Annotated in this window: 21 protein-coding genes; 13 read left to right on the top strand and 8 right to left on the bottom strand. The window is 74.2% G+C overall.

The genetic code is table 11. The annotated features are described in order from the left end of the window. Positions 1-17: 17 nt before the first annotated feature. Complete coding sequence (locus AB0L25_RS18165) at positions 18-191, bottom strand: DUF397 domain-containing protein (protein ID WP_500173446.1); 174 nt, start codon at positions 189-191, stop codon at positions 18-20. Between the two features lie 231 nt (positions 192-422). On the opposite strand from AB0L25_RS18165, the gene AB0L25_RS18160 reads away from it, so the two are divergent. The 3 genes from AB0L25_RS18160 to AB0L25_RS18150 all read left to right on the top strand — a co-directional run bounded on the left by AB0L25_RS18160 (position 423) and on the right by AB0L25_RS18150 (position 2,958). Next, positions 423-1,007 (top strand): hypothetical protein, encoded by a 585-nt coding sequence (locus AB0L25_RS18160; RefSeq protein ID WP_500173444.1) that lies wholly within the window; start codon positions 423-425, stop codon positions 1,005-1,007. 96 nt (positions 1,008-1,103) lie between these two features. Next, positions 1,104-1,676, top strand: coding sequence for a TetR/AcrR family transcriptional regulator (locus AB0L25_RS18155; RefSeq protein WP_500173441.1), 573 nt, complete (start codon positions 1,104-1,106; stop codon positions 1,674-1,676). Further along, positions 1,669-2,958, top strand: coding sequence for a glycosyltransferase (locus AB0L25_RS18150; protein ID WP_500173439.1), 1,290 nt, complete (start codon positions 1,669-1,671; stop codon positions 2,956-2,958). The genes AB0L25_RS18155 and AB0L25_RS18150 overlap by 8 nt, the downstream gene beginning before the upstream one ends. Here AB0L25_RS18150 and AB0L25_RS18145 read toward each other — a convergent pair. Next, positions 2,946-3,389, bottom strand: a complete 444-nt coding sequence (locus AB0L25_RS18145) for a hypothetical protein (protein ID WP_500173437.1) — start codon at positions 3,387-3,389, stop codon at positions 2,946-2,948. The genes AB0L25_RS18150 and AB0L25_RS18145 overlap by 13 nt on opposite strands. Positions 3,390-3,506: 117 nt before the next feature. On the opposite strand from AB0L25_RS18145, the gene AB0L25_RS18140 reads away from it, so the two are divergent. Further along, a complete protein-coding gene (locus AB0L25_RS18140) occupies positions 3,507-3,962 on the top strand; it encodes a hypothetical protein (protein ID WP_500173435.1) in 456 nt (151 codons plus the stop codon). 21 nt (positions 3,963-3,983) lie between these two features. On the opposite strand, the gene AB0L25_RS18135 is transcribed toward AB0L25_RS18140, so the two are convergent. The 5 genes from AB0L25_RS18135 to AB0L25_RS18115 all read right to left on the bottom strand — a co-directional run bounded on the left by AB0L25_RS18135 (position 3,984) and on the right by AB0L25_RS18115 (position 8,658). Continuing rightward, positions 3,984-4,706: a DUF6082 family protein gene (locus tag AB0L25_RS18135; RefSeq protein WP_500173432.1), complete on the bottom strand. Its 723-nt coding sequence runs from the start codon at positions 4,704-4,706 to the stop codon at positions 3,984-3,986. Positions 4,707-4,720: 14 nt separating this feature from the next. Beyond that, positions 4,721-5,326: a DUF6879 family protein gene (locus tag AB0L25_RS18130; protein ID WP_500173430.1), complete on the bottom strand. Its 606-nt coding sequence runs from the start codon at positions 5,324-5,326 to the stop codon at positions 4,721-4,723. Then, positions 5,319-5,588 carry a hypothetical protein gene (locus AB0L25_RS18125; RefSeq protein ID WP_500173568.1) on the bottom strand — a complete coding sequence of 90 codons (270 nt, stop codon included), beginning with the start codon at positions 5,586-5,588 and terminating at the stop codon, positions 5,319-5,321. The genes AB0L25_RS18130 and AB0L25_RS18125 overlap by 8 nt, the downstream gene beginning before the upstream one ends. A gap of 393 nt (positions 5,589-5,981) precedes the next feature. Next, complete coding sequence (locus tag AB0L25_RS18120) at positions 5,982-6,212, bottom strand: hypothetical protein (RefSeq protein ID WP_500173428.1); 231 nt, start codon at positions 6,210-6,212, stop codon at positions 5,982-5,984. 67 nt (positions 6,213-6,279) lie between these two features. Beyond that, entirely contained in the window at positions 6,280-8,658 is a 2,379-nt protein-coding gene (locus AB0L25_RS18115; RefSeq protein ID WP_500173426.1) for a hypothetical protein, read from the bottom strand. Between the two features lie 1,209 nt (positions 8,659-9,867). On the opposite strand from AB0L25_RS18115, the gene AB0L25_RS18110 reads away from it, so the two are divergent. The 8 genes from AB0L25_RS18110 to AB0L25_RS18075 all read left to right on the top strand — a co-directional run bounded on the left by AB0L25_RS18110 (position 9,868) and on the right by AB0L25_RS18075 (position 17,444). Beyond that, positions 9,868-10,212, top strand: a complete 345-nt coding sequence (locus tag AB0L25_RS18110; protein ID WP_500173424.1) for an NADH-quinone oxidoreductase subunit A — start codon at positions 9,868-9,870, stop codon at positions 10,210-10,212. 85 nt (positions 10,213-10,297) lie between these two features. After that, positions 10,298-11,152: a hypothetical protein gene (locus tag AB0L25_RS18105; RefSeq protein WP_500173422.1), complete on the top strand. Its 855-nt coding sequence runs from the start codon at positions 10,298-10,300 to the stop codon at positions 11,150-11,152. Then, the gene (locus AB0L25_RS18100) at positions 11,145-12,008 is read left to right on the top strand and encodes an NADH-quinone oxidoreductase subunit H (RefSeq protein ID WP_500173419.1); all 864 of its coding nucleotides are present in this window, start codon (positions 11,145-11,147) and stop codon (positions 12,006-12,008) included. The genes AB0L25_RS18105 and AB0L25_RS18100 overlap by 8 nt, the downstream gene beginning before the upstream one ends. Beyond that, the gene (locus AB0L25_RS18095; RefSeq protein WP_500173416.1) at positions 12,009-12,503 is read left to right on the top strand and encodes an NADH-quinone oxidoreductase subunit J; all 495 of its coding nucleotides are present in this window, start codon (positions 12,009-12,011) and stop codon (positions 12,501-12,503) included. After that, complete coding sequence (gene nuoK / locus AB0L25_RS18090; RefSeq protein ID WP_500173413.1) at positions 12,493-12,795, top strand: NADH-quinone oxidoreductase subunit NuoK; 303 nt, start codon at positions 12,493-12,495, stop codon at positions 12,793-12,795. Before AB0L25_RS18095 ends, nuoK begins: the two co-directional genes overlap by 11 nt. Then, entirely contained in the window at positions 12,792-14,564 is a 1,773-nt protein-coding gene (locus AB0L25_RS18085) for an NADH-quinone oxidoreductase subunit 5 family protein (RefSeq protein WP_500173411.1), read from the top strand. Before nuoK ends, AB0L25_RS18085 begins: the two co-directional genes overlap by 4 nt. 4 nt (positions 14,565-14,568) lie before the next feature. Further along, positions 14,569-16,065 carry a complex I subunit 4 family protein gene (locus AB0L25_RS18080; RefSeq protein ID WP_500173409.1) on the top strand — a complete coding sequence of 499 codons (1,497 nt, stop codon included), beginning with the start codon at positions 14,569-14,571 and terminating at the stop codon, positions 16,063-16,065. 2 nt (positions 16,066-16,067) lie between these two features. Continuing rightward, on the top strand, positions 16,068-17,444 hold the full coding sequence (locus tag AB0L25_RS18075) for an NADH-quinone oxidoreductase subunit N (RefSeq protein WP_500173566.1): 1,377 nt from the start codon (positions 16,068-16,070) through the stop codon (positions 17,442-17,444). A gap of 107 nt (positions 17,445-17,551) precedes the next feature. On the opposite strand, the gene AB0L25_RS18070 is transcribed toward AB0L25_RS18075, so the two are convergent. Beyond that, on the bottom strand, positions 17,552-17,842 hold the full coding sequence (locus tag AB0L25_RS18070) for a putative quinol monooxygenase (RefSeq protein ID WP_500173407.1): 291 nt from the start codon (positions 17,840-17,842) through the stop codon (positions 17,552-17,554). Between the two features lie 195 nt (positions 17,843-18,037). On the opposite strand from AB0L25_RS18070, the gene AB0L25_RS18065 reads away from it, so the two are divergent. Continuing rightward, positions 18,038-19,471: an MFS transporter gene (locus AB0L25_RS18065; RefSeq protein WP_500173405.1), complete on the top strand. Its 1,434-nt coding sequence runs from the start codon at positions 18,038-18,040 to the stop codon at positions 19,469-19,471. Positions 19,472-19,521: the final 50 nt, after the last annotated feature.

Below are 19,521 nucleotides of genomic sequence, written 5' to 3'. Positions count from 1 at the left end.
CCGTCCGGGACGGGCGGCTAGCCGGGTAGCGTGCGGGCGGCGCGGAGGGCGGCGCGCAGGGTGGCGGGGGGCAGGAGCAGGACGGGTCCGTCGGGGTCCTCGCTGTCACGGACGCCGACGGCGCCGGGGAGCGCGGCCAGTTCGACGCAGTTGCCGTTCGCGCCGCTGTGGGAACTCTTTCGCCAGGTCACGCCGCTCAGGTCCATGATCCGTGCCTGCCCTTCCGGGGGTGTCGGGGGACGGGTCGTGAACATGAACTTCCCTCAGGACACGTGTTCATGCAGGCGGAGAGCCGTGTTCTCGCGCGGATTTCCCCCGGGCGGGGGAGCGGGCTCCCTCCGGCGGGTGGCGAAGGCGACCAGGTCCGGTTGCGATCTTCGAGGCGGAGCGGGCGCCCGGCCCGCCCGACCGGAGGACCGCCGATGACCGCTCTGACCGATCCGCCCGCCACCACCGGACGGCTGCGCGCCGCGGTGCGGGCCGCGCACGCCCCGGCCGCCGGAGTCCCGCGCTGGGCGCGGATCGCGGCGCTCGCCGTCCCGCTCGCCGTGCTGCCGTCCGGCCTCTGGCGCCTCCCGATCGCGTTCGGCTACGACCACGGGATGGGCGTCGAGGCCGGGATCGCCGAGCGCGGGTACGTCGTCCTGCTGTCGATCGTCTCGGAGCTGCTCGCGTTCACCGCCGTGGGGCTCGTCGCCACCTGGGGGGAGCGGTTTCCCCGCTGGATCCCGCTCGTGGGCGGGCGGAACGTGCCGCCGATGGCCGCCGTCGTCCCCGGATTCCTCGGCGCGGCCGTCCTGACGGTGCTGTGGACGCACGCGTTCGTGGGGCAGTTCACCGACGTCACCATCCGGGGCGAGCCGCTGCCCGCGACCTTCCCCTCCAAGCAGGGCGCCTGGGAGGCCGCGATCTTCTACGCGTGCTACACGCCGCTCCTCCTGTGGGGGCCGCTGCTCGCCGCCGTCACGTACGCCTACCACCGCCGCCGCCGGTCCGAACGCCCGTGACCGTCCGGGAGCAGAGCGGCCGCCTTTCATTTGACTCCAGCCTCAATTGAATATAGTTCTTACTCCATGGAAAACGCAGGGAGGCGCCCGTACCGCATGGGCGCCCGTGCCGCGGCGATGGAGGCCACGCGGACGCGGATCACGGACGCCGCGATGCGGCTGTGGACGCTGCACTGGTACGACGACGTGACGCTGCAGCACATCGCGGACGAGGCGGGCGTGTCGGTGCAGACCGTCGTCAACCACTTCGACGGCAAGGACGGGCTCATCGAGGCCGTCGCCGACCTCGTGGCGTCGCAGACGGCGGTCGTCCGGCGGGCCCCCACGGGCGACGTGGAGGCGATCGTCGCCGTGCTGTTCGACGATTACGAGCGGCACGGCGACGCCAACGTGCGGTGGACCGCCCAGATCGACCGGGTGCCCGCGATCGCCCGCGCCGCCGCGCACGCGCGCGTCCAGCACCGGGCGTGGCTGGAGGAGGTCTTCGCCGACCGCCTGCCGGCCGGCGGCCCCGACCGCGAGCACGCGCTGGCCCTGCACTACGCCGCCACGGACGTCTACCTGTGGAAGCTGTGGCGGCGCGACCTCGGGTTGTCGCGCCGGGACGCCGAACGGGCCATGCGGGACCTGGTGACCTCGATCGACCCGCGAAAGGGAGACGATGGGTAAGACTTTCCTGTTCGCCCTGTGGGCGGGCGGCGGCGCCGTGCCGCCCGCCCTCTCGATCGTCCGCGCGCTGCGCGACCGGGGCCACGGCGTCCGGGTGCTGGCCGACCGGTCGCTGCACGACGGGGTCGCGGCCGCCGGCGGCGAGCCGATCGCCTGGACGACCGCGCCCCAGGGCGACACGTCCGACCCGGCCACGGACGTCATCAAGGACTTCGAGACCCGCACCCCGCTGGGCGAGTTCGCGCGGCTGCGGGACCGCATCGTCTGCGGCCCCGCGGCCGACTACGCCCGCGACACGCTCGCCGAGCTGCGCGCCCGTCCCGCCGACGTGCTGGTCGCCGAGTACGTCCTGCTCGGGGCGCTCACCGCCGGTGAGGCCGCCGGCGTACCGGTGGCCTCGCTCGTCACGACGATCTACCCGCTGCCCGCTCCGGGGGCGCCGCCGTTCGGCCCGGCGTTCGCGCCCGCCACCGGCGCGCTCGGCCGCGCCCGGGACCGGCTCGCGGGCGGGCTGATGGTCAAGCCGTGGGCGAAGGGGCTGCCCGCGCTCAACGCCGCCCGCGCCGCGAGCGGCCTCGCGCCCGTCGACTCGGTCGTCGACGCGTTCGGCCGCGTCGACCGGTGCCTCGTCCTGTCCCCGCGCGCGCTGGACTACCCCGGGCGGCGCTTCCCCGCCAACGTCCGCCACGTCGGCCCGCGGCTCGACGACCCCGCCTGGGCGGGCGCCGAGCCGGAACTGCCGCCGGGCGACGCGCCGCTGGCGCTCGTCAGCCTGAGCTCGTCCTTCATGAACCAGCGGCGGCCGCTCGAGCGCATCGCCGAGGCCCTCGGCACCCTGCCGGTGCGGGGCCTGCTGACGACCGGGCCCGCGGTGGACCCGCGGACGATCCGCGCACCCGGCAACGTCCTGGTGGTCGGGACGGCGCCGCACGGCCCGGTGCTCCGCCAGGCCGCGGTGACGATCACCCACGCGGGACACGGGACGGCCGTCAAGTCGCTGGCCGCCGGCGTTCCGCTGGTGTGCATTCCGCAGGGACGCGACCAGAACGAGGTCGCGCGGCACGTCCAGCACACCGGCGCGGGGATCACCGTGCGCAAGAACGCCTCGCCCCGCGCGATCGCCCGCGCGGTCGGCCGCGTCCTCGACGACCCGGCCTTCCGGCGCGCGGCCGAGCGCATGGCCGCCGAGATCGCCGCCGAGACGGCCGCCGACGGGGCGGTCGCCGAGATCGAGTCCCTCGCCCTGCGGACGTCCGCCTCCTCGGCCGGCTACGCCCCGTAGTCGTTCACCATCAGCGCGGTCACGGCGACCACGATCACGACGAGGAGGGACCCGACGATCCACGCCGTCGCGAGCACGTCGGGGTTCGCCTGGGCGCCCGGATCCCGCCGCTGCGCGGCGTAGGCCCTGGCCAGCCGGCCGCGCACCGGGAGAAGCGCGACCGGGATCGACACGAACGCGACGCTGTACAGGAACAGGATCCGGTCCCCGGAGTCCGGCCGCAGAAGGCTCACCCACAGGACGACCGCGGCGAACAGCGGCGTCAGGATGTGGAAGAGCTTCATGCTCGGCCGGGTCTCCCGCTCCAGCCGCTCCCGCGCCTCCTCCGGCATCCGCATCCCGGTGACGAACACGTGCATGCCCACCATGAAGGACGCCGTCGCCACGATCGCGATCAGCGCCCAGCCCGCCTCGGAAATCGAGAACAACATGTGCTTCCGTCCCCCGCCGCTCCGGCGGACGATCCTAGCGCCCGGCGCGTGTCCTTGGCTGACGAGGAAGGATGTGGTCAACTCTAGTCGTTGAGCGTTCGAGACGGGGAGGACCTGATGCTGAACGACACGGGGGCCGGAGGCGTCGCGCCGGGGGCGGCGCTCGCCGAGAAGGTCGAATGGCTCATCCGCAACCAGTGGCCCGCCTCCGCCGAACCCCCGCGCAACAACGTCGAGACCGCGGCCGCGATCGCCCGCGCCACCGGCGAGGACATCTCCTCCACCACCGTGTGGAAGCTCCGCACCGGACGGCAGGAGAACCCCCAGCTGAAGACGCTCACCGCGCTCGCCACCTTCTTCGGCGTGCCGATCGGCTACTTCGGCTTCCCGGTCGAGGCCGCCCCCATCGAGGAGGACCTCACGTTCAAGGCGCTGCGGCGCGAGGTCGAGCACGGCACCATCCCCGCCGAGGTGCTGCGCGCGCTGGTCGACCTCTCGGACGACGCACGCTGGGTCGTCCACGAGATGATCCTCGCCGCCGCCACAGCCGACCGCCGCCGCCCCACCCCCTGACCCCACCCGCCCGGACGCACCTCAGCGGCGCGGCCTCCGACCGGTTCGGCGGCTGAGGGAACGGCGCACGACGGGAGCCATCGCGAGGGCCCCGGCCGCCGCGGCACCCGCCAGAAGTCCCCAGGGCCGGCGGCGCGCCCGTTCGGGCGGCGGAACGGGAGCCCGACCGTACTCCTCGTCCAGGATCTGATGGAAGCGGCGGGCCCGCCTGGTCTCCGAGGTGCTCAGGCGGACCTGTCGAGCCTCCTCCCAGAAGGCGCGTCCGGGACGGCCGCTGAACATCTCGCGGGAGATCGCGCGCAATCTCCCCTCGGGCAGGGCCTTGGTCTCGAAGGACATCTGCCACTCGGAGACGATCATGTTGATGTACATGAGCTGACGTCGCGCTCTGCGGTCCTCGCCGTCCGGCACCGGCCCCCACGCCTCGTCCAGATCCGGGTCGTCCATCGCCATCTTGAGCAACTCGGCGATCGCGACGCGGCGCGCCTCCTCGCGGGCGATCTTCGTTTCCCGCGCCTGGAATATGAGGGTGGCGACGATGCCGACCAGCGCGAAGGCGGCCACGAGCGCGGAAGCGGCACCGTACGTCTGGCCGATGAAGCTCAGCCGTTCCCAACGTGAGGTGGGGCCGTCGAATGCGCGCAGGAACCAGGGAGAAACGCCGATGAGGCCGATCACCACAATGGCGAGCAGGGCCACGTTGATTTTCGCGACCCTGCGCCGGTCGAAACGAACGGAAGGCATCTGAGAACGATAGTTCACACGGCCGGTGCCGGGAGCGGAGCCACTTCCCTTTCGAAGAAGTCCAGCAAAGGCTCACCCTTATCGTACAGGTGCGCGATCTCCATCGCCGCCGTGCGGATCACATGCGGCGCGGTGATGCGTTTGGCTCCGCAAGGCGTCCAATCCGGGTCGTACCGGACCTGGTAGAGGACGCGTTTGCCGATGACCACCAGCTCGGGCAGCGGGCCGCCGGACTCCAGTTCGGAGAGTTCGGCCGCCGGGAGCACGGCCAGGTCGAAGCCTTCCTCCGCCAGCATCCGCAGCGCGTACAGCTCCCATTGAACGTAGGGGGTGAGGGGACGCTCGACCACGCGGACGCGCCGGATCTTCACGCCGCGCCGCTTGTTGAGCCGAGCCTCCGTGCGCACGGCGTCCCGATCGTCCTCCAGAAGGTTCAGGGAGCGCCGCCAGTTCCCGGACGTGAACGCCTGCCAGCTGGGATCGTTCAACTCGCGGAAGAATTGGGACCGTTCGAGCTTCCAGATCACGTCGCCCAGATCTTCGATCTGACGGGCGAAATCCTGGTGATAGGCCGCGTGGTCGAGCGCGTCGCCCGCGATCTCGGGAATCCGGTTAAGCATCTCGGATGTCCGGCTTCGCGGCCGCAAGCAGGCGCCCGGAAATGACCACGAGACGTTCGTCCGAGCCGATGCTGACTCCGGGCGGGAGCCGATCACGGTAAGCGCCGGTGGCGTCACGTCCGATGACGGCGATGTCGCCGTTGTCCAGTTCCCAGATCTCAGGACAGTCCTGGGTCGTGCGGCTGTCTCCCACCTCGGCGGCCGTCTTGCCCAGCCTCCGATGGAACCCCGCGCCGTGATCGGCTTCCCATGGCCTGGTCACGATGTCGCTCACTTCCAGTCGCCTGATCCAATGGAAAGTTTCTCACCCGCGCTTCGGGGCGACAAGCCCTGTCCAAATGGTCCAATCGAGGCCAAGTCGTGAGCATAAGATCGAATTAAGTGGCTACTTACCGTGTGCGGGGATATCTTGATCGGAACTTTGTGCTGGTCAGGTGGTCATGTCGATTGATCGCCCCTTGCCCGCCTCGCTTGATCCTTGGGATTGGATCGGTGGCCGCGAACGGGCAGGGTCCTCATCCGGCCAGGCCGTGACGCTCGGCCGCGCGGCTCCCGCTTCGGAGGAACCGCCGGACCCGTGGATGCGGTCTGTGCGACACCTATATGTCGGCCGGGGGGCGGGCCTTGTGGGGTGTGCTGGTCGGGTTGTTGGTGGTCAGGGGTGTTCGGTGGATGGCGCTTCGCGGGCTTCGGGGGCGGCGATGTCGTTGCCGCAGGCGGGGCAGCGCCAGTGCGGGCGGTCCGGCCACACTACGCAGCCGCCGAGGGCGACCTCGCCGCGTTCGGCCTTCTCGAAGAGGTCCGGGCCGGGCAGGCCGTAGACGATCGGGACGGGCGTGCCGCCGCACTGCGGGCAGGTGGGGGTGTTGCTCGACTCTGCGGTCATGGCGTCCCGTCCGGTGTTCGCGCTCTTCTTGACTTTTCCACTGGGACGATGCGGCGGGACGGTCGGTTCACGGTAGGTCGGTGCGCCACAGGGTGGGCGTCGTGCCGTTCGTTCCGGTCGCGAGGAGTTCGTCGCCGAGGGCGGTCAGTCCGGTGAGCCGCTGGGCGCCGTCCCCGTTCAGGCCGTTCCCCTCGGGCCGCCGCACCTGCCAGGTCCTGCCGTCGGGCGACGTCCAGAGCGCGACGTCCGAGGTGCCCGCCGGAGTGCCCGTCAGGACGAACCCGGTGTTCGTCGCGAGCGACGCGGTGATCGACGCGGCCTCGAGGGTGCTGAGCGCCCACGTCCTGCCGCCGTCCGCCGAGACCCCGACGAGGTCGCCGTCGCCCGTCGCGACGAGCGTGTCCCCGCGCGCGACGACCTTCGTGAGGGCGCCCGCGGCCTGCGGGACCTGCACGGGCGTCCATGCTTTCCCGTCCGCGGACGTCCAGGCGGCCGGGACGTTCGCCGCGCCCTCGCCGACGGCGGCGTAGCCCGACTTCGTGGCGACGACGTCGCGCATGCGGCCGTCGCCGAGGTCGCCGGTGCCCTCGGTCCAGGAGGCGAGGTCGGCGGAATGCCAGACGACGGGCGCGCCGTCGGCCGCGCCGACGACCACGTACCCCGCCGCGCCGTGCGCCGCGCCCGACAGTTCGGCCTTGCCGGCCTTCGGTGCGGTCGCCGGGTTCCAGGCGGTGCCGTCGGCGGACGTGACCAGCAGCGGGACTCCGGGGCCGCCGCCCGCGGCGACCCAGCCCTGCGGGCCGTGAGCCGCGTCGGCGAGGCGCTGCACGCCCGGGCCGCCGAGGCCGCCGCCGCCCGCGCGCGTCCACGACGCGCCGTCCCGCGTGTGCCACACCGCCGCGTCGCCCGCGCCGCTGCCGATGGCGAGGGTCGTCCCGCCGGCGGAGACCAGGCGGGTCAGGGTCCGGTCGGGGGTGACGGCGCCGGGGACGGCGAGCAGGTCGATGTCGTCGTGCCGCGCGCCGGGCGCCGTGAGGTACGCGCCGTTGTCCTGCGTGCCCGCCACCAGCACGCCCTTGGGCAGCGCGGCCGCCGTCGTCGCGGCCTTGCCGCCGCCCGTGTCGAGCCGCTCCACCGACTCCCACTGCACGCCGTCGTCGCTGCGCTGCACGGCGAGGCGCCCGTCGGTGAGCGGGACCAGCGCGGTCAGGCCCTCGGACGTGCCGTTCAGCGCGGCGAGCCGGTCGTAGGTGCGGCGGTCGATGGTGCTCGCGCGGGTCCAGCCCACGCCGTCCGCCGACCGGTAGAACACGGCGCGGCGCCGGTCGCCGTTCCTGCCCTCGCGCGCCGCGAAGAACCCGCCGGGCCCGTTCGTCAGCGCCACGACCGGCCCGTACGAGCCGTCCGAGTCCGGCACCTCGGCCCGCGTCCACGTGGCGCCGTTGTCGGCGGACCGCCACAGCTCGCCCTTCTCGGTGCGGACCACCACCGCGCCGCCGACGGCCGCCACGCTCGCCGGCGGCCCCTTGAGGGAGGTCGCGGCGCGCTGCCAGACGGCCCCGTCGGCGGACGTCCACAGTATCGGCCGTCCGTCGTGGCCGGTGCCCGCGGCGGCGAAGCCGGTCTGCGCGGCGGTGAGGGAGGCGATCTCGTCGCCCCGCTGGAAGCCCTGCGGGGCCGAACGGTGCGTCCACGTCCGGCCGTCGGCGCTCGTCCACACGGCCACACCCGCCGGCCCGGTGCCGAGCGCCGCCCACGCCTTGCCGGACGCCGCGACGACGTTCGGGACGTCGAACGGGCTCGCCGCGCCCTCCCGCTTCACCTCCGCGACGCTCCACTGCTCCGCGCCGTCGGTCGACACGAGGATCTGGCCGCGCGGGCGGTCGACGGTCTCGCTCCCGACCGTCACCGCCGTCTCCCCGGCGACCGCGACGCCCGTGATGGCCTGCTCGTGCCCGTCGTAGAGGGCGGCCTGCACGGCGAACACGCCGCTCGCGTCGGCCGCGCCGTCGGCGCCCGGCCCCGAACCCACGCCCGGGACGCCGTCGCCCTTCAACAGGTACGCGACGCCTCCCGCCACCAGCGTGGCGACGGCCGCGACCGCGATCCCCGACCGCAGGCCGGGCCGGAAGACGCGCTGCCCCGCCGGCCCCGGAGGCGTCGGCATGCTCTGCGGACGATCGAACGCCGCGGGCGCCGCCTCGGGCGCCTCCCGACCCGGCGCGGGCGCCTCGCGCACACGCGCCCGGTCCTGGGCGCCCTGCGGCGCGGGCTGCGGCGCGGCCTGTGGCTTCGCGCCCAGCCACGGAACGTTCCCCGACGCCGGCTGCGGCGCCGTGAACCGCGCGGGCGCCGCCTGCTCGCCCGTCCGGACGACCCACTGCGGCCCCGTCCCGGACGGCGCCGGATCAACGCGCGTGGCCGCCGCATCGTCCCGTCCCGGCACGCCCGGATTCGCCGGAGGCCCGCCCGGAGCCTGCTGCGGCCCCGTCGGCCCCCCATCCGGCCTCCCCTGGACGGACGCAGGCCGGTTCGCGCCCGGCGCAGCGGGCTGCGCCGTCTCTGCCGGCGGAGTGGGGCCGGGCGCGGCCGGCGCCGGCCGCGGTGGCGCGGACGCCGGTGCGGCGGGCGCGGTCCGGTTCGCGGGTGGTGCGACGGGTTGCGCCGCCCCTGCGGCGGGCGCGGCCTCGGCGGTGGCGGACGGTGCCGGGCGCGGTGGCGCGGGCGCTTTGGTCGCGGGCTGCGCCGTCTCTGCGTCCGGCGCGGGGCCCGGGGCGGGCGGCGTTGGGCGCGGCGGTGCGGGGGCTTGTGCGGCGGGCGCGGCCCGGTGGGCGGGTGGTGCGACGGGTTGCGTCGTCTCCGCGACCGGCGTGGCCTCGACGGTGGTCGGTGCCGGGCGCGGCGGCGCGGAAGCCGGCGTGGGGGCAGGCGGACCCGCAGCAGGCTCGGGCTTGTTCGCGGGAGGTGCGGCGGGTGCCTTGCGCAGCGATGCCGGTTGCGCTGCTTCCGCGACCGGCGTGGGGTCCGGGGCGGACGGTGCCGGGCGCGGCGGCGCGGGCGGTGTGGTGGGTCTTTCGCGGTGTGGTGGCGCAGGCATCCCCGCAGCGGACTCGGGCTCGGTTGCGGGAGGTGCGGCGGGTGCTATGCGTGGCGGTGCCGGGCGCGGCGGCGCGGGGGCGGGTCGGTTTTCGGGGGGTGCGGTGGGGTGCGTCTCCCCGGCCTGCATGGGTGCGGGCGAAGGTGGGTCCACGCGTGTGGTGGTCGCGGCTTCCGGGGGCGGCTGGGTGGGGGCCGCGGCGTCCATGACCGGGGGGCCCTGGGTGGCCGGTGGGAGGGGGTTGGGGCGGGTGGGGGCCGTGCCGCGTGGTGGGGCGGACGGGGGGCGTGGGGGTGCGGCGCGGCCGGGGGAGGTGCGCCAGCTCGCGACCAGCTTGTCGTCCTCGGTGCCGTCGGTAACGCGGCCCCAGCTCGGCGGTGGGGCGTCGGAGGGACGCCCGTCGTCATTCGTGCTCACGTTCGCCCCCCTTGCGATGGCACAAAAGCGAAGTGTACGGAAACTCGGTCAAGCGTAGGAAGTGCCCTGCGTCCCCGCGCATGTTTTCGCGGCGGCCGATCAGGTACATGGTCCCGTACCGGCGCCGGAACGGGAGGGACGATGGCTCCGTACGTCGCGCTCCTGTCGCTGGCGGGGCTCGCGGGCGCCGTCGTCGCGGCCGTGTACGCGGTGTCCGCGCTGGTGGCGCCGCGGATGGTCGAGAGCGGGCCGTTCCTGTCCGGGGGAGCGCCGCGGGAGCACGCGGTGTCGCGGTACCACGTGCGCTGGTACACGGTGTCGATGCTGTTCCTCGCCTTCGACATGGAGATGGTGTTCATGTACCCGTGGGCGCTGGTCGTCGCGTCGGTGGGCGTGAAGGCGGTCGTGGAGATGTTCCTGTTCCTCGCGCTGCTGCTCGTCGGGGTCATGTACGCGTGGCGGGAGGGGGCGTTGCGATGGGCGTGACGGAAGTGTCGCGGAAAAATTCGACGCCTTTCTCGCCCGTTTCGCCGGTCGGGGTTCTTGACAGCGCGCGAAATGGAATGTCGCCGTGGACGTGACCCGATGGTTGCGGGGGTATGCGACGCCGTGCCCGTTCGTGGTGTCGGCGGCGGACGGGACGGGCGTGCGGCTGGACGTCGAGGCGGAGCTGCGGGCGCGCGGGTGGCGGCGGGCGGTGTCGCCGGGGGAGACGGGGCTGCTCGTGGTGTGCGGGAATCCGGGGCCGGAGCTGGAGCGGGCCATCGACCGGGTGTGGCGGTCCATGCCGGCGCCGCGGCGGCGGGCGGCGGGGCTGGACGGGGTGGACGCGGGGCCCGGCGGGACGCCGGACGCCGGGGACGTCGGCATGGCGGAGCGGGGCGACGACCGGGACGGGCTGCGGCTCGACGTCCTGCACGTGCCGCTCGGGCCCGTGCTGCCGGACTGGCCCGCGGGCGTGCGGCTCGACGTGGCGTTGCAGGGCGACGTCGTCCGGGAGGCGGAGGTGACGGTGGTGGAGTCGGCGCCGTCGTTCTGGGGGGACGGACGGGCGCCGCGGCGGCTGGACGGGGTGGCGCGGCTGCTGCGGGTAGCGGGGTGGGGTGCGGCGGCGGAGCGCGCGGAGGTGCTGCGGGACGCGGCGCTGCGGGGGGAGGACGGGCTCGCGGCGGGGTTCGCGGGATTCCGGCGGCGGGTCGGGCGCTCGTGGACGCTGCGGTGGATGACGCGGGGCGTCGGGGTCGCGGACGGCGTCGACGTGCACGGCCGGTTGGGCGCGTGGCTCGACGAGATCGGCGCGGTGTTCGGCGGCGCGGACCCGGGGCCCTCGCGGCCGGCGTCGGTGGACGTGCTGCCGGGGCTGGTCGCGGGGGAGGAACTGGGGCGGGCGCGGCTGATCGTCGCGAGCGTGGACGTCGATGGCTGAGGTCGCGGTGCTGGGGGTGCTGGCGGTGGCGGCGGCCTCGCTGGACGCGGTGTTCGGCGGGCGGTCGTGGGACGCGCCGCTGCGGGAGGCCGCGCGCCTCCTGGCGACCGCGCGGCGGACGACCGTCCGGTCGGACGTGCTGCTGATGCGGGCGGGCGTGGTGGTGCTGCCGGTCGCGGTGGCGGTCGCGGCGGCGGTGGTGCCGGTCGGTGACCGGGCGGTCGGGGTGCCGGTGGGCGTGGTGTGGTTCAACGCGATGGAGGTCGTGGCGTGGGCGTCGGTGTGGCTGGTGGGGTGGGGGACGAACTCGGCGTTCGCGCTCGTGGGCGGCTACCGGTTCCTCGCGCAGGGGCTCGCGTACGAGCTGCCGCACATGTTCGCGCTGGTCACGGTGGCGCTGGCGGCGCACTCGCTGGACTTCCGGGAGATCGCGGCGGCGCAGGACGGCCTGTGGTTCGGCGTCTGGATGCCGGTGGCGTTCGCCGTGTACCTGGTGTCGGCGCTGGCGATGACGTTCTGGGGGCCGTTCGGGCATCCGGTGGGCGACGACGTGGCCGGGGGCGCGGTGCTGGAGCTGTCGGGGGCGGATCGGCTGGTGTTCTTCGCGGGACGGTACGGGCTGCTCGCGGTCGCGGCGGCGGCGTCGGTGCCGCTGTTCCTCGGGGGCGGCGCGGGGCCCGTCCTGCCGGGGTGGGCGTGGTCGGTGCTGAAGGCGGCGGCGGTGCTGGCGCTGCTGGTGTGGACGCGGCGGCGGCTGCCGGTGCTGCGGATGGAGCGGTTCATGACAGCGGCGTGGACGGTGCTGATCCCGGCCGTGCTGCTGCAGATGCTCGTCGTGGGGATCGTGGTGGTCTGAATGGTGTGGGTCCTGGGCGCCGCGGCGGTGGTCTTCGGCGTCGCGGTGTTCGCGGTGGCCTCGATGGCGCGGGCGACGTTCGCGCTGCTGGCGTCGTTCCTGTGCACGGGCGGCCTGCTGATGCTGGCGGGCCTGCACTACCTGGGCGTCCTCGTGGTGCTCATGATGATCATGGAGATGCTGGTGATGGCGGTCTTCATGGTCATGTACATGATGAACCCGGCCGGGCTGATGCCGATGTCGATGCTGCACAACCGGCGGGGCGCCGCGGCGATCGCGGGGACGGCCTTCGCGGCGATGGTCGCGGGGATCTTCGCGATCCGGTGGCCGGAGCGGGCGGGACGTCCGCCGGACGATCCCGCGGTCGCGCTCGGGGAGGCGATCATGGGCTCGAAGATGCTGGTCATGATGGTGATCGGGGTCGCCATCCTGGCCACCATGATCGCGACGGTGGTGCTGGCGACGCGGTCGGGGCGGTACGGCGATGACGCTTGAGGCCTTCCTGACGGTGGCGGCGGCGCTGTTCTGCGTCGGGCTGTACGGGGCGCTGTCGCAGCAGTCGATCGTGATGCTGATGATGGGCATCGAGCTGATGGTCAACGGGGTGCTGGTCGCGGCGGGCGGGTTCTGGTACGCGGTGCGCCCGGCGGTGGACGGGCAGGTGCTGGTGCTCGTCGCGATCACGGTGATGGCGCTGGAGATGGCGGTGGGGTTCGCCGTGGTGACCGCGCTGTTCCGGGCGCGGGACGCGGACCTGACCGACGACGCGGGGGACCTGCGGGGATGATCGCCGCCGTCTGCGGGACGCCGCTGCTGGCCGGGGCGCTGCTGCTGGTCGCGGGCCGCCGGGCCGACCGGGTCGCGCCGGCGGCGGGCGTCGCGGTCGCGGCCGCCGTCCTCGCGCTCGCGGTGGCGGCGGCGGTGGCGAGGCCGGCGGCGCGGTTCGCGGTGCTGCCGGGGGCGCCGGGCGGGCTCGCGGTGGACGGGCTGTCGGCCGCGATGGTCGTGACGGTCGCGGCGGTCGTCCTGCTGATCCTGCTGTACGCGGCGGCGGAGCGGTTCGGCGCCCGCTTCTTCGGGCTGATGCTGGTGTTCGCGGGCGCGATGCTCGTCACGGTCACGGCCTCTGACCTGCTGCTGTTGCTGATGGGCTGGGAGGTCATGGGCGCGATGTCGTACGCGCTCATCGGCTACCGCTGGACGGACGACGGCGTCGTGCGCTCGGCGGACGTCGCGTTCGTCACCACACGCGCCGCCGACACGGGCCTTTACCTGGCGGCCGGGTTCGCGCTGGCGGGGACGGGCTCTCTGAGCTTGGCGGGACTGGAGGCGGCGCGTTCGCCCTGGCTCGACCTCATCGCCGCGGGCGTCGTCGTGGCGGCGCTGGGCAAGTCGGCGCAGCTTCCGTTCTCGTTCTGGCTGTCGCGGGCGATGGCGGGCCCGAGCGCGGTCTCCGCGCTGCTGCACTCGGCGACGATGGTCGCGGCGGGGGGCTACCTGCTGCTGCGGCTGCACCCGCTCCTGGCGGCGAGCGGGTGGGCCGACGCGGTGGTGTGCTGGGCGGGGGCGCTCACGGCGCTGGTGCTGGGCGTCGTCGCGCTGGCGCAGCGCGATCTCAAGCAGCTGCTCGCCGCTTCGACGTGCTCGCAGATCGGGTTCGTCGTGCTGGCGGCCGGGGCCGCGGCCGTGGCGGGCGGCGCGCTGCACCTGGTGGCGCACGCGGCGGTGAAGAGCCTGCTGTTCCTGTGCGCGGGCGTGTGGCTCGCACGCGCCGGCACGCAGCGGATGGACGACCTGGGCGGGGCCGCGAGGACGTTCCGGTGGGTCGGCGTGACGTTCGCCCTGGGGGCGTTCGCGCTCGCCGGGGTGCCGCCCCTGTCGCTGTGGTTCACGAAGGACGCCGTGCTGGCGGCGGCGCTCGACCGGTCGCCCGGCCTGTTCGCGGTGGGGCTGGCGGCGTCGGTCGTGGCCGCCGGGTACGCGGCGAAGGCGCTGGTCGCGGTGTGGGCGCGCGGGGGAGGAGGGCGCGCGGGCGTGCCCGTCCTGCAGAAGGTGCCGCTGGCGGTGCTGGCCGCCGCCGCGTGCGTCGCGGGGTTCGCGGTGCCGTTCGGCGGCTGGTGGGAGGTGCGGCCCCGCCCGTCCGCGTGGGAACTCGGGTTGTCGGGCGTCCTCGCGGTGGCGGTGGTCGTCGCGGTGGCCGAGGGGCGGCGGGTGCGGGTGCCCGCGTGGGGCCTGCACTGGCTGTACCTGGAGCGGGCGGCGCACGCGGGCGTCGTCCGTCCGGTGCTCGCCCTCGCCCGGGGGCTCGCCCGGTTCGACGACCGCGTGGTGGACGGGACGGTCACGGCGATCGCGCGCGGGGGCCGCCGGGTCGCGGACTTCGCGGGACGGGACGCCGAGCCGCGGTTGGACGGCGTGGTCGCGGCCATCGGGCGCGGCGCGCGCGCACTGGGCGCGCTGGCGCGGCGCCCACAGACCGGGCAGGTCCACATGTACTACGCGCAGGCGGCGGCGATGCTCGCGGTGCTCGTCCTGATCGCGATCCTGGCGGGGTGACCGGGTGCTCACGCTGGTGATCTTCCTGCCGCTCGCCGCCGCGCTGCTGCTGCCGGCCGTCCCGCGCCGGGCCGTGCCGTGGACGTGGGTCGCGGTCGGCCTCGCGAATCTCGGGCTGATCGCCGGGATGTGGGCCGCGCACGGCACGCGCGACGGGACGTCCTACGAGACGAACGTGCGGTGGATCCCGTCCGTCGGGGCCGGGTACCACGTCGGCGCGGACGGCCTGTCGCTGCCGCTCCTGACGCTCACCGCGCTGCTGTTCGCGGCGTGCGCGGTGTACTCGGTGCGGCAGGAGCGCCGGGGGCGGGCGTTCGCGATGCTGTTCCTGTTCCTGGAGACGGTCTGCCTGGGCGTCTTCGCGGCCCTCGACCTGCTGCTCTTCTTCGTCTTCTTCGACCTGTCCATCGTCGGGATGTACTTCGTCATCCTGGTGTGGGGGCACGCCGGCGGGGCCGCGCGGTCGGCGCTGAAGTTCTTCCTCTACACGTTCCTCGGCTCGCTGTTCCTGCTGCTGGGGTTCATCGGCCTCTACCTGGGCGCCGACCCGCACACGTTCGACATGGTGGAGCTGACCCGGAACCCGCCCCTGGAGGACGCGCCCGCGCTCGCCGGGCTCACGCTGCTCGCGCTGGGCGTCGGGCTCGGGATCAAGACGCCGGTCGTCCCGTTCCACACGTGGCTGCCGCCCGCGCACACCGACGCGCCCGCGCCCGGCTCGGCGATCCTCGCCGGGGTCATGCTGAAGATGGGCGCGTACGGGCTCGTCCGGATCGCGATGCCGATGCTGCCCGACGCGTGGCGCCGGTACGCCCTGGCCGTCCTGGTCGTCGGGCTCGTGTCGGTGCTGTACGGGGCGCTGGTCGCGCTCGCGCAGGACGACATCAAGCGGCTCGTCGCGTACACGTCGGTCAACCACATGGGCTACGTCGTGCTGGCGCTCGGCGCCGCCGGGTACGCGGGCGGGACGGACGGCGGCGGCGCGCGGCGGCTCGCGGTGACCGGGGCGGTCACGCAGATGGTGAGCCACGGGCTGATCACGGGCGCGCTGTTCCTGCTGTGCGGCGTCCTGCACGCGCGCGCCGGAAGCTACGACCTGCGGCGGTTCGGCGGCGTCGCGCGGGCCGCGCCGGTGTTCGCCGGGACGCTCGCCGTCGCGGCGTTCGCGTCCCTCGGGCTGCCCGGGTTCTCCGGGTTCGTCGCCGAGTTCCAGATCTTCGCCGGGACGATCGGGACGGGCGCCGCCGCGACCGCCGTCACGGGCGCGCTCGCGGTCCTCGGCATCGTCGTCACGGCCGGGCTGTTCCTGCGGGTGCTGCACCGGCTGCTGCTCGGCGGCCCCGGCGAGCTGACCGGGCGGGTCGGCGACCTGCGGCGGCGGGAGGCGGCGGCGATCGTCCCGCTGCTCGCGCTGTCGGTGCTCGTCGGGGTCCTGCCGGGGCCGCTGCTGGACACGATCGAGCCGCTGTCGGCCGCCGTGACCGGGTGGGTCGCGCGGTGACGATGAACGAAAACCCGGCCGACCTCGCGCCGGAGCTGTGCCTGCTCCTCGCGGCCGTCCTCGGCCTGGCCGGCGGGATGTTCCTGCCCCGGACGGGCCAGTGGCGGGTCGCCGCGCTCGGCGCGCTGGGCGCGCTCGCCGGGCTGGTCGCGGCGGGCGTCGCCGCGACGCGCCCCGAGCTCACGGCGTTCGGGTCGTTCGCGGTGGACCCGGTCACGCACGTGACGCGGATCGTCGTGCTCGCGTCCGTCCCGCCCGTCCTGGCGCTCGCGGCGGGGCCGGTGCGCGGGCATCCGCGCGAGAGCGAGCACTACGTGCTGATGCTGCTGTCCGCCCTCGGGACGATCATGCTGGGCGGCGCGACGGACCTGCTCGTGGTCGTGGCCGCCTACCTGCTGGCGAGCATCCCCGCCTACGCGCTCGCCGGGTTCGGGAAGGACGCGCCCGGCACCGAGGCGGCGCTGAAGTACTACCTGATGGGCGCGTTCCTCGGCGTGCTCATGCTCGCGGGCGTCACGCTGCTGTCCGGCGTCGCCGGCGGGACGGCGTACGCGCAGCTCAGGACGGGGCTGGCGGGCGCGCCGGACGCGGCCGTCGCGGCGGGCGTCGTCGCCCTGCTCGCCGGGCTGCTGTTCAAGGCGGGCGCCGTCCCCGGCCACTTCTGGGTGCCGGACGTCGCGCAGGGCGCGCCCCCGGCCGTCGCCGCGTTCGTCACGACCGTCCCCAAGATCGGCGCGTTCGCCGCGCTGTACCGGTTCGGCGCGGACGCGCTCCCGGACGGCGCGGCCGGGTGGCCCGTGCTCGTCGCGGTGATCGCCGCCGCCGCGATGACGCTCGGGAACCTCGCCGCGTTCGGGCAGCGCAACGTGCGGCGGCTGCTCGCCTACTCGACCGTGAGCCAGGCCGGGTACCTGCTCGTGCCGGTCGCGGCGGCGGGCCGCACCGACCTCGCCGAACCCGCCGTGCTGTTCTACCTCGCCGCCTACGCGGTGACGAACGCCGGCGCGTTCGCGGTCGTCCTCGCCGCCGGACGGGACGACCTGCGCGGCTACACCGGGCTCCTGCGGGCCGCGCCGGTCACCGGGCTCGCGCTCGCGGTGTGCCTGCTCGGGTTCGTCGGGACGCCGCCGACCGCCGTGTTCGCCGCGAAGGTGCTCATGTTCGGCGCCGCGATCGACGGCGGGCTCGGCTGGCTCGCGGTCGTCGCGGCGGTCAACACGGTCGCGTCCGTCTTCTACTACCTCCGCTGGATCGTCCCGATGTGCCGCGCGCCGGACGGCCCGTTCCGCCCGGCGCGCGGCGCGGCGCTCGTCGCCGCCGGCGCCGCCGCGTGCTCGCTGCTGCTCGGGGCCGGCGCGGGCGTCGCGCTGGCCCTCTGACCGTCGACCGGAGTGGAGCGCCAGCGGAGCGGAGGTCGGCGGTCAGAGGGCCCTGCGGGGGTGTGGGGGTCGCCCCCCACAATGAACAGCCCGACCTCGCGGAACGCTCAGGCCAGCCGCTCCAGGACGGTGATCTCGCGGGACGCGAGCCGGGCGAGGCAGTCGCCGACGACCAGCTCCTGGAAGTGGGTGCTGGCGCGGTGCGCGGCGAACGCGTCGGCGTCCACGTACTCCTCGATGATGACGAAGCGGCGCGGGTCCTCGGAGTCCACGTGCGCCACGTACGAGAGGTTGCCCGGTTCCTCCCGGGACGGCGGGGTCATCCGGCGGACGATGTCGGCGACGGCGGCCTCCTCGCCGTCCCGAGCGGTCCACACGGCTTGCACTATGTAGCTCATGACCTGGCACTTTAAGGGGGCGGCCGGAGAAAGCGGGCATCGAGGTGTGTCGGTTGACACACCGGATGTTCACCTCGTAACCTCCGAGCGTTCGACAGGCACAGACGAAGACATCCCTGTCAGTGGTCTTCGTGCTGTGCCTTTTCGTTCTGCCGACCGCTGGCAAGGGCCACCACCCCCTGAAAGGCGGCGGGCATGAACGACGCCCCACCGAGCACGACGGTCATCCGCAACGCGGGTGACGTTGCCGGCCTCATCGACACGCTCAAGGCCATGCGCGGCCGGACCAACTGGATCTGGTTCCTCGCGCTGGCCGGGCTCTTCCTGGACGCCTACTCCAACGCGGCGCTCGGCGCCGGGCTGTCCACGATGGTCGACCAGCTCGAACTGTCCCCGACCCAGGTCAGCGTGCTGACCGCGATGGCCCCCGCGATCGCGATCGTGTCGAACCCGTTCGGCGGCTGGCTCGCCGCCCGGATCGGCCGGCTCAAGCCGCTGCTGATGACCAAGGTGATCTTCGGGGTCGGCGCGCTGCTGACCGCCGTCGGCTCGGACTTCCTGACGGTCTTCGCCGGCCGCGGCCTCGTCGGCATCGCCTACGGCATCGACTTCGCCGTCGCGATGGCCCTGCTCGCCGAGTACACCCCGGCCCGGCTGAAGGGCAGGCTGAACTTCTGGCAGGGCGTCTGGTACACCGCGACCACGACGAACCTCGCGCTGACCCTGCTGTTCTACTCGTTCGACGTCGGCGCCGACATCTGGCGCTGGTCGGTCGCGTCCTCCGCGGTGTTCGCGCTCGTGCTGCTGGTCGGCCAGCTCGTCTTCCTCGTCGAGAGCCCGACGTGGCTCGCGTCCAAGGGGCGGCTGACCGAGGCCGCGGCGAGCCTCCGCAAGATGTACGGGTTCGACGTGCGGGCCGGCGAGCCGGACACCGGCGAGGCCGCGCGGGCACGGCGCCAGGTCGGCTTCAAGGACATGGGCGTGCTGTTCCGCGGCCCCTACCTGCCGCGCACCGTGCTCTCCACGATGATCTCGCTGACCCAGGGCATGCAGTACTTCGCCGTCGGCTGGTACCTGCCCGTCATCAGCCTGGAGCTGTTCGGCGAGCAGTTCGAGAAGGCCACCCTCGGCTCGATGATGTTCAACGCGGTCGGCATCGTCGGCGGCTGCCTGTCCGCCTACTTCGGCCGCCGGATGGGCCTGCGGGTCAGCTCGATGGGCGGGTACGCGGTGGTGTTCGTCGCCCTGCTCGTCATGGGCGCCACCTTCAAGGAACTGCCGATCTTCCTCGCCGCGCTGCTGCCGGTGCTGTTCATCTTCTTCCACTCGGCCGGCCCCGGCCCGAACGGCAAGTCGATCGCCGCGCTCTCGTACCGCAGCGACATCCGCACCCTCGGGACGGGCGTCACCGGAATGCTCGGCAGCTTCGGCTCCGTCGCGGGCCTGTACCTGTTCCCGCAGCTCGAGTCGAACCTCGGCATCGGCACGAGCCTGATGCTGCTGTCGGCCGTCCCGCTGGTCGGCTTCATCACCTGCCTGGTGATCAAGTGGGAGCCGACCCGCACCACGATCAACCTGGAGGAAGAGGCCGTCGGCCTCGGCCGCCGCCGCCAGACGGTCTCCGTCTGACGCGTCCCGTCCGACCGCGCGCGCCCGTCCGGACGCGCGCCCGTGTGAGG

Origin of the sequence: Spirillospora sp. NPDC052242 (assembly GCF_040679555.1) — a bacterium.
Lineage (GTDB): Bacteria > Actinomycetota > Actinomycetes > Streptosporangiales > Streptosporangiaceae > Spirillospora.
This window is presented reverse-complemented; position numbering and strand designations above follow the sequence as displayed.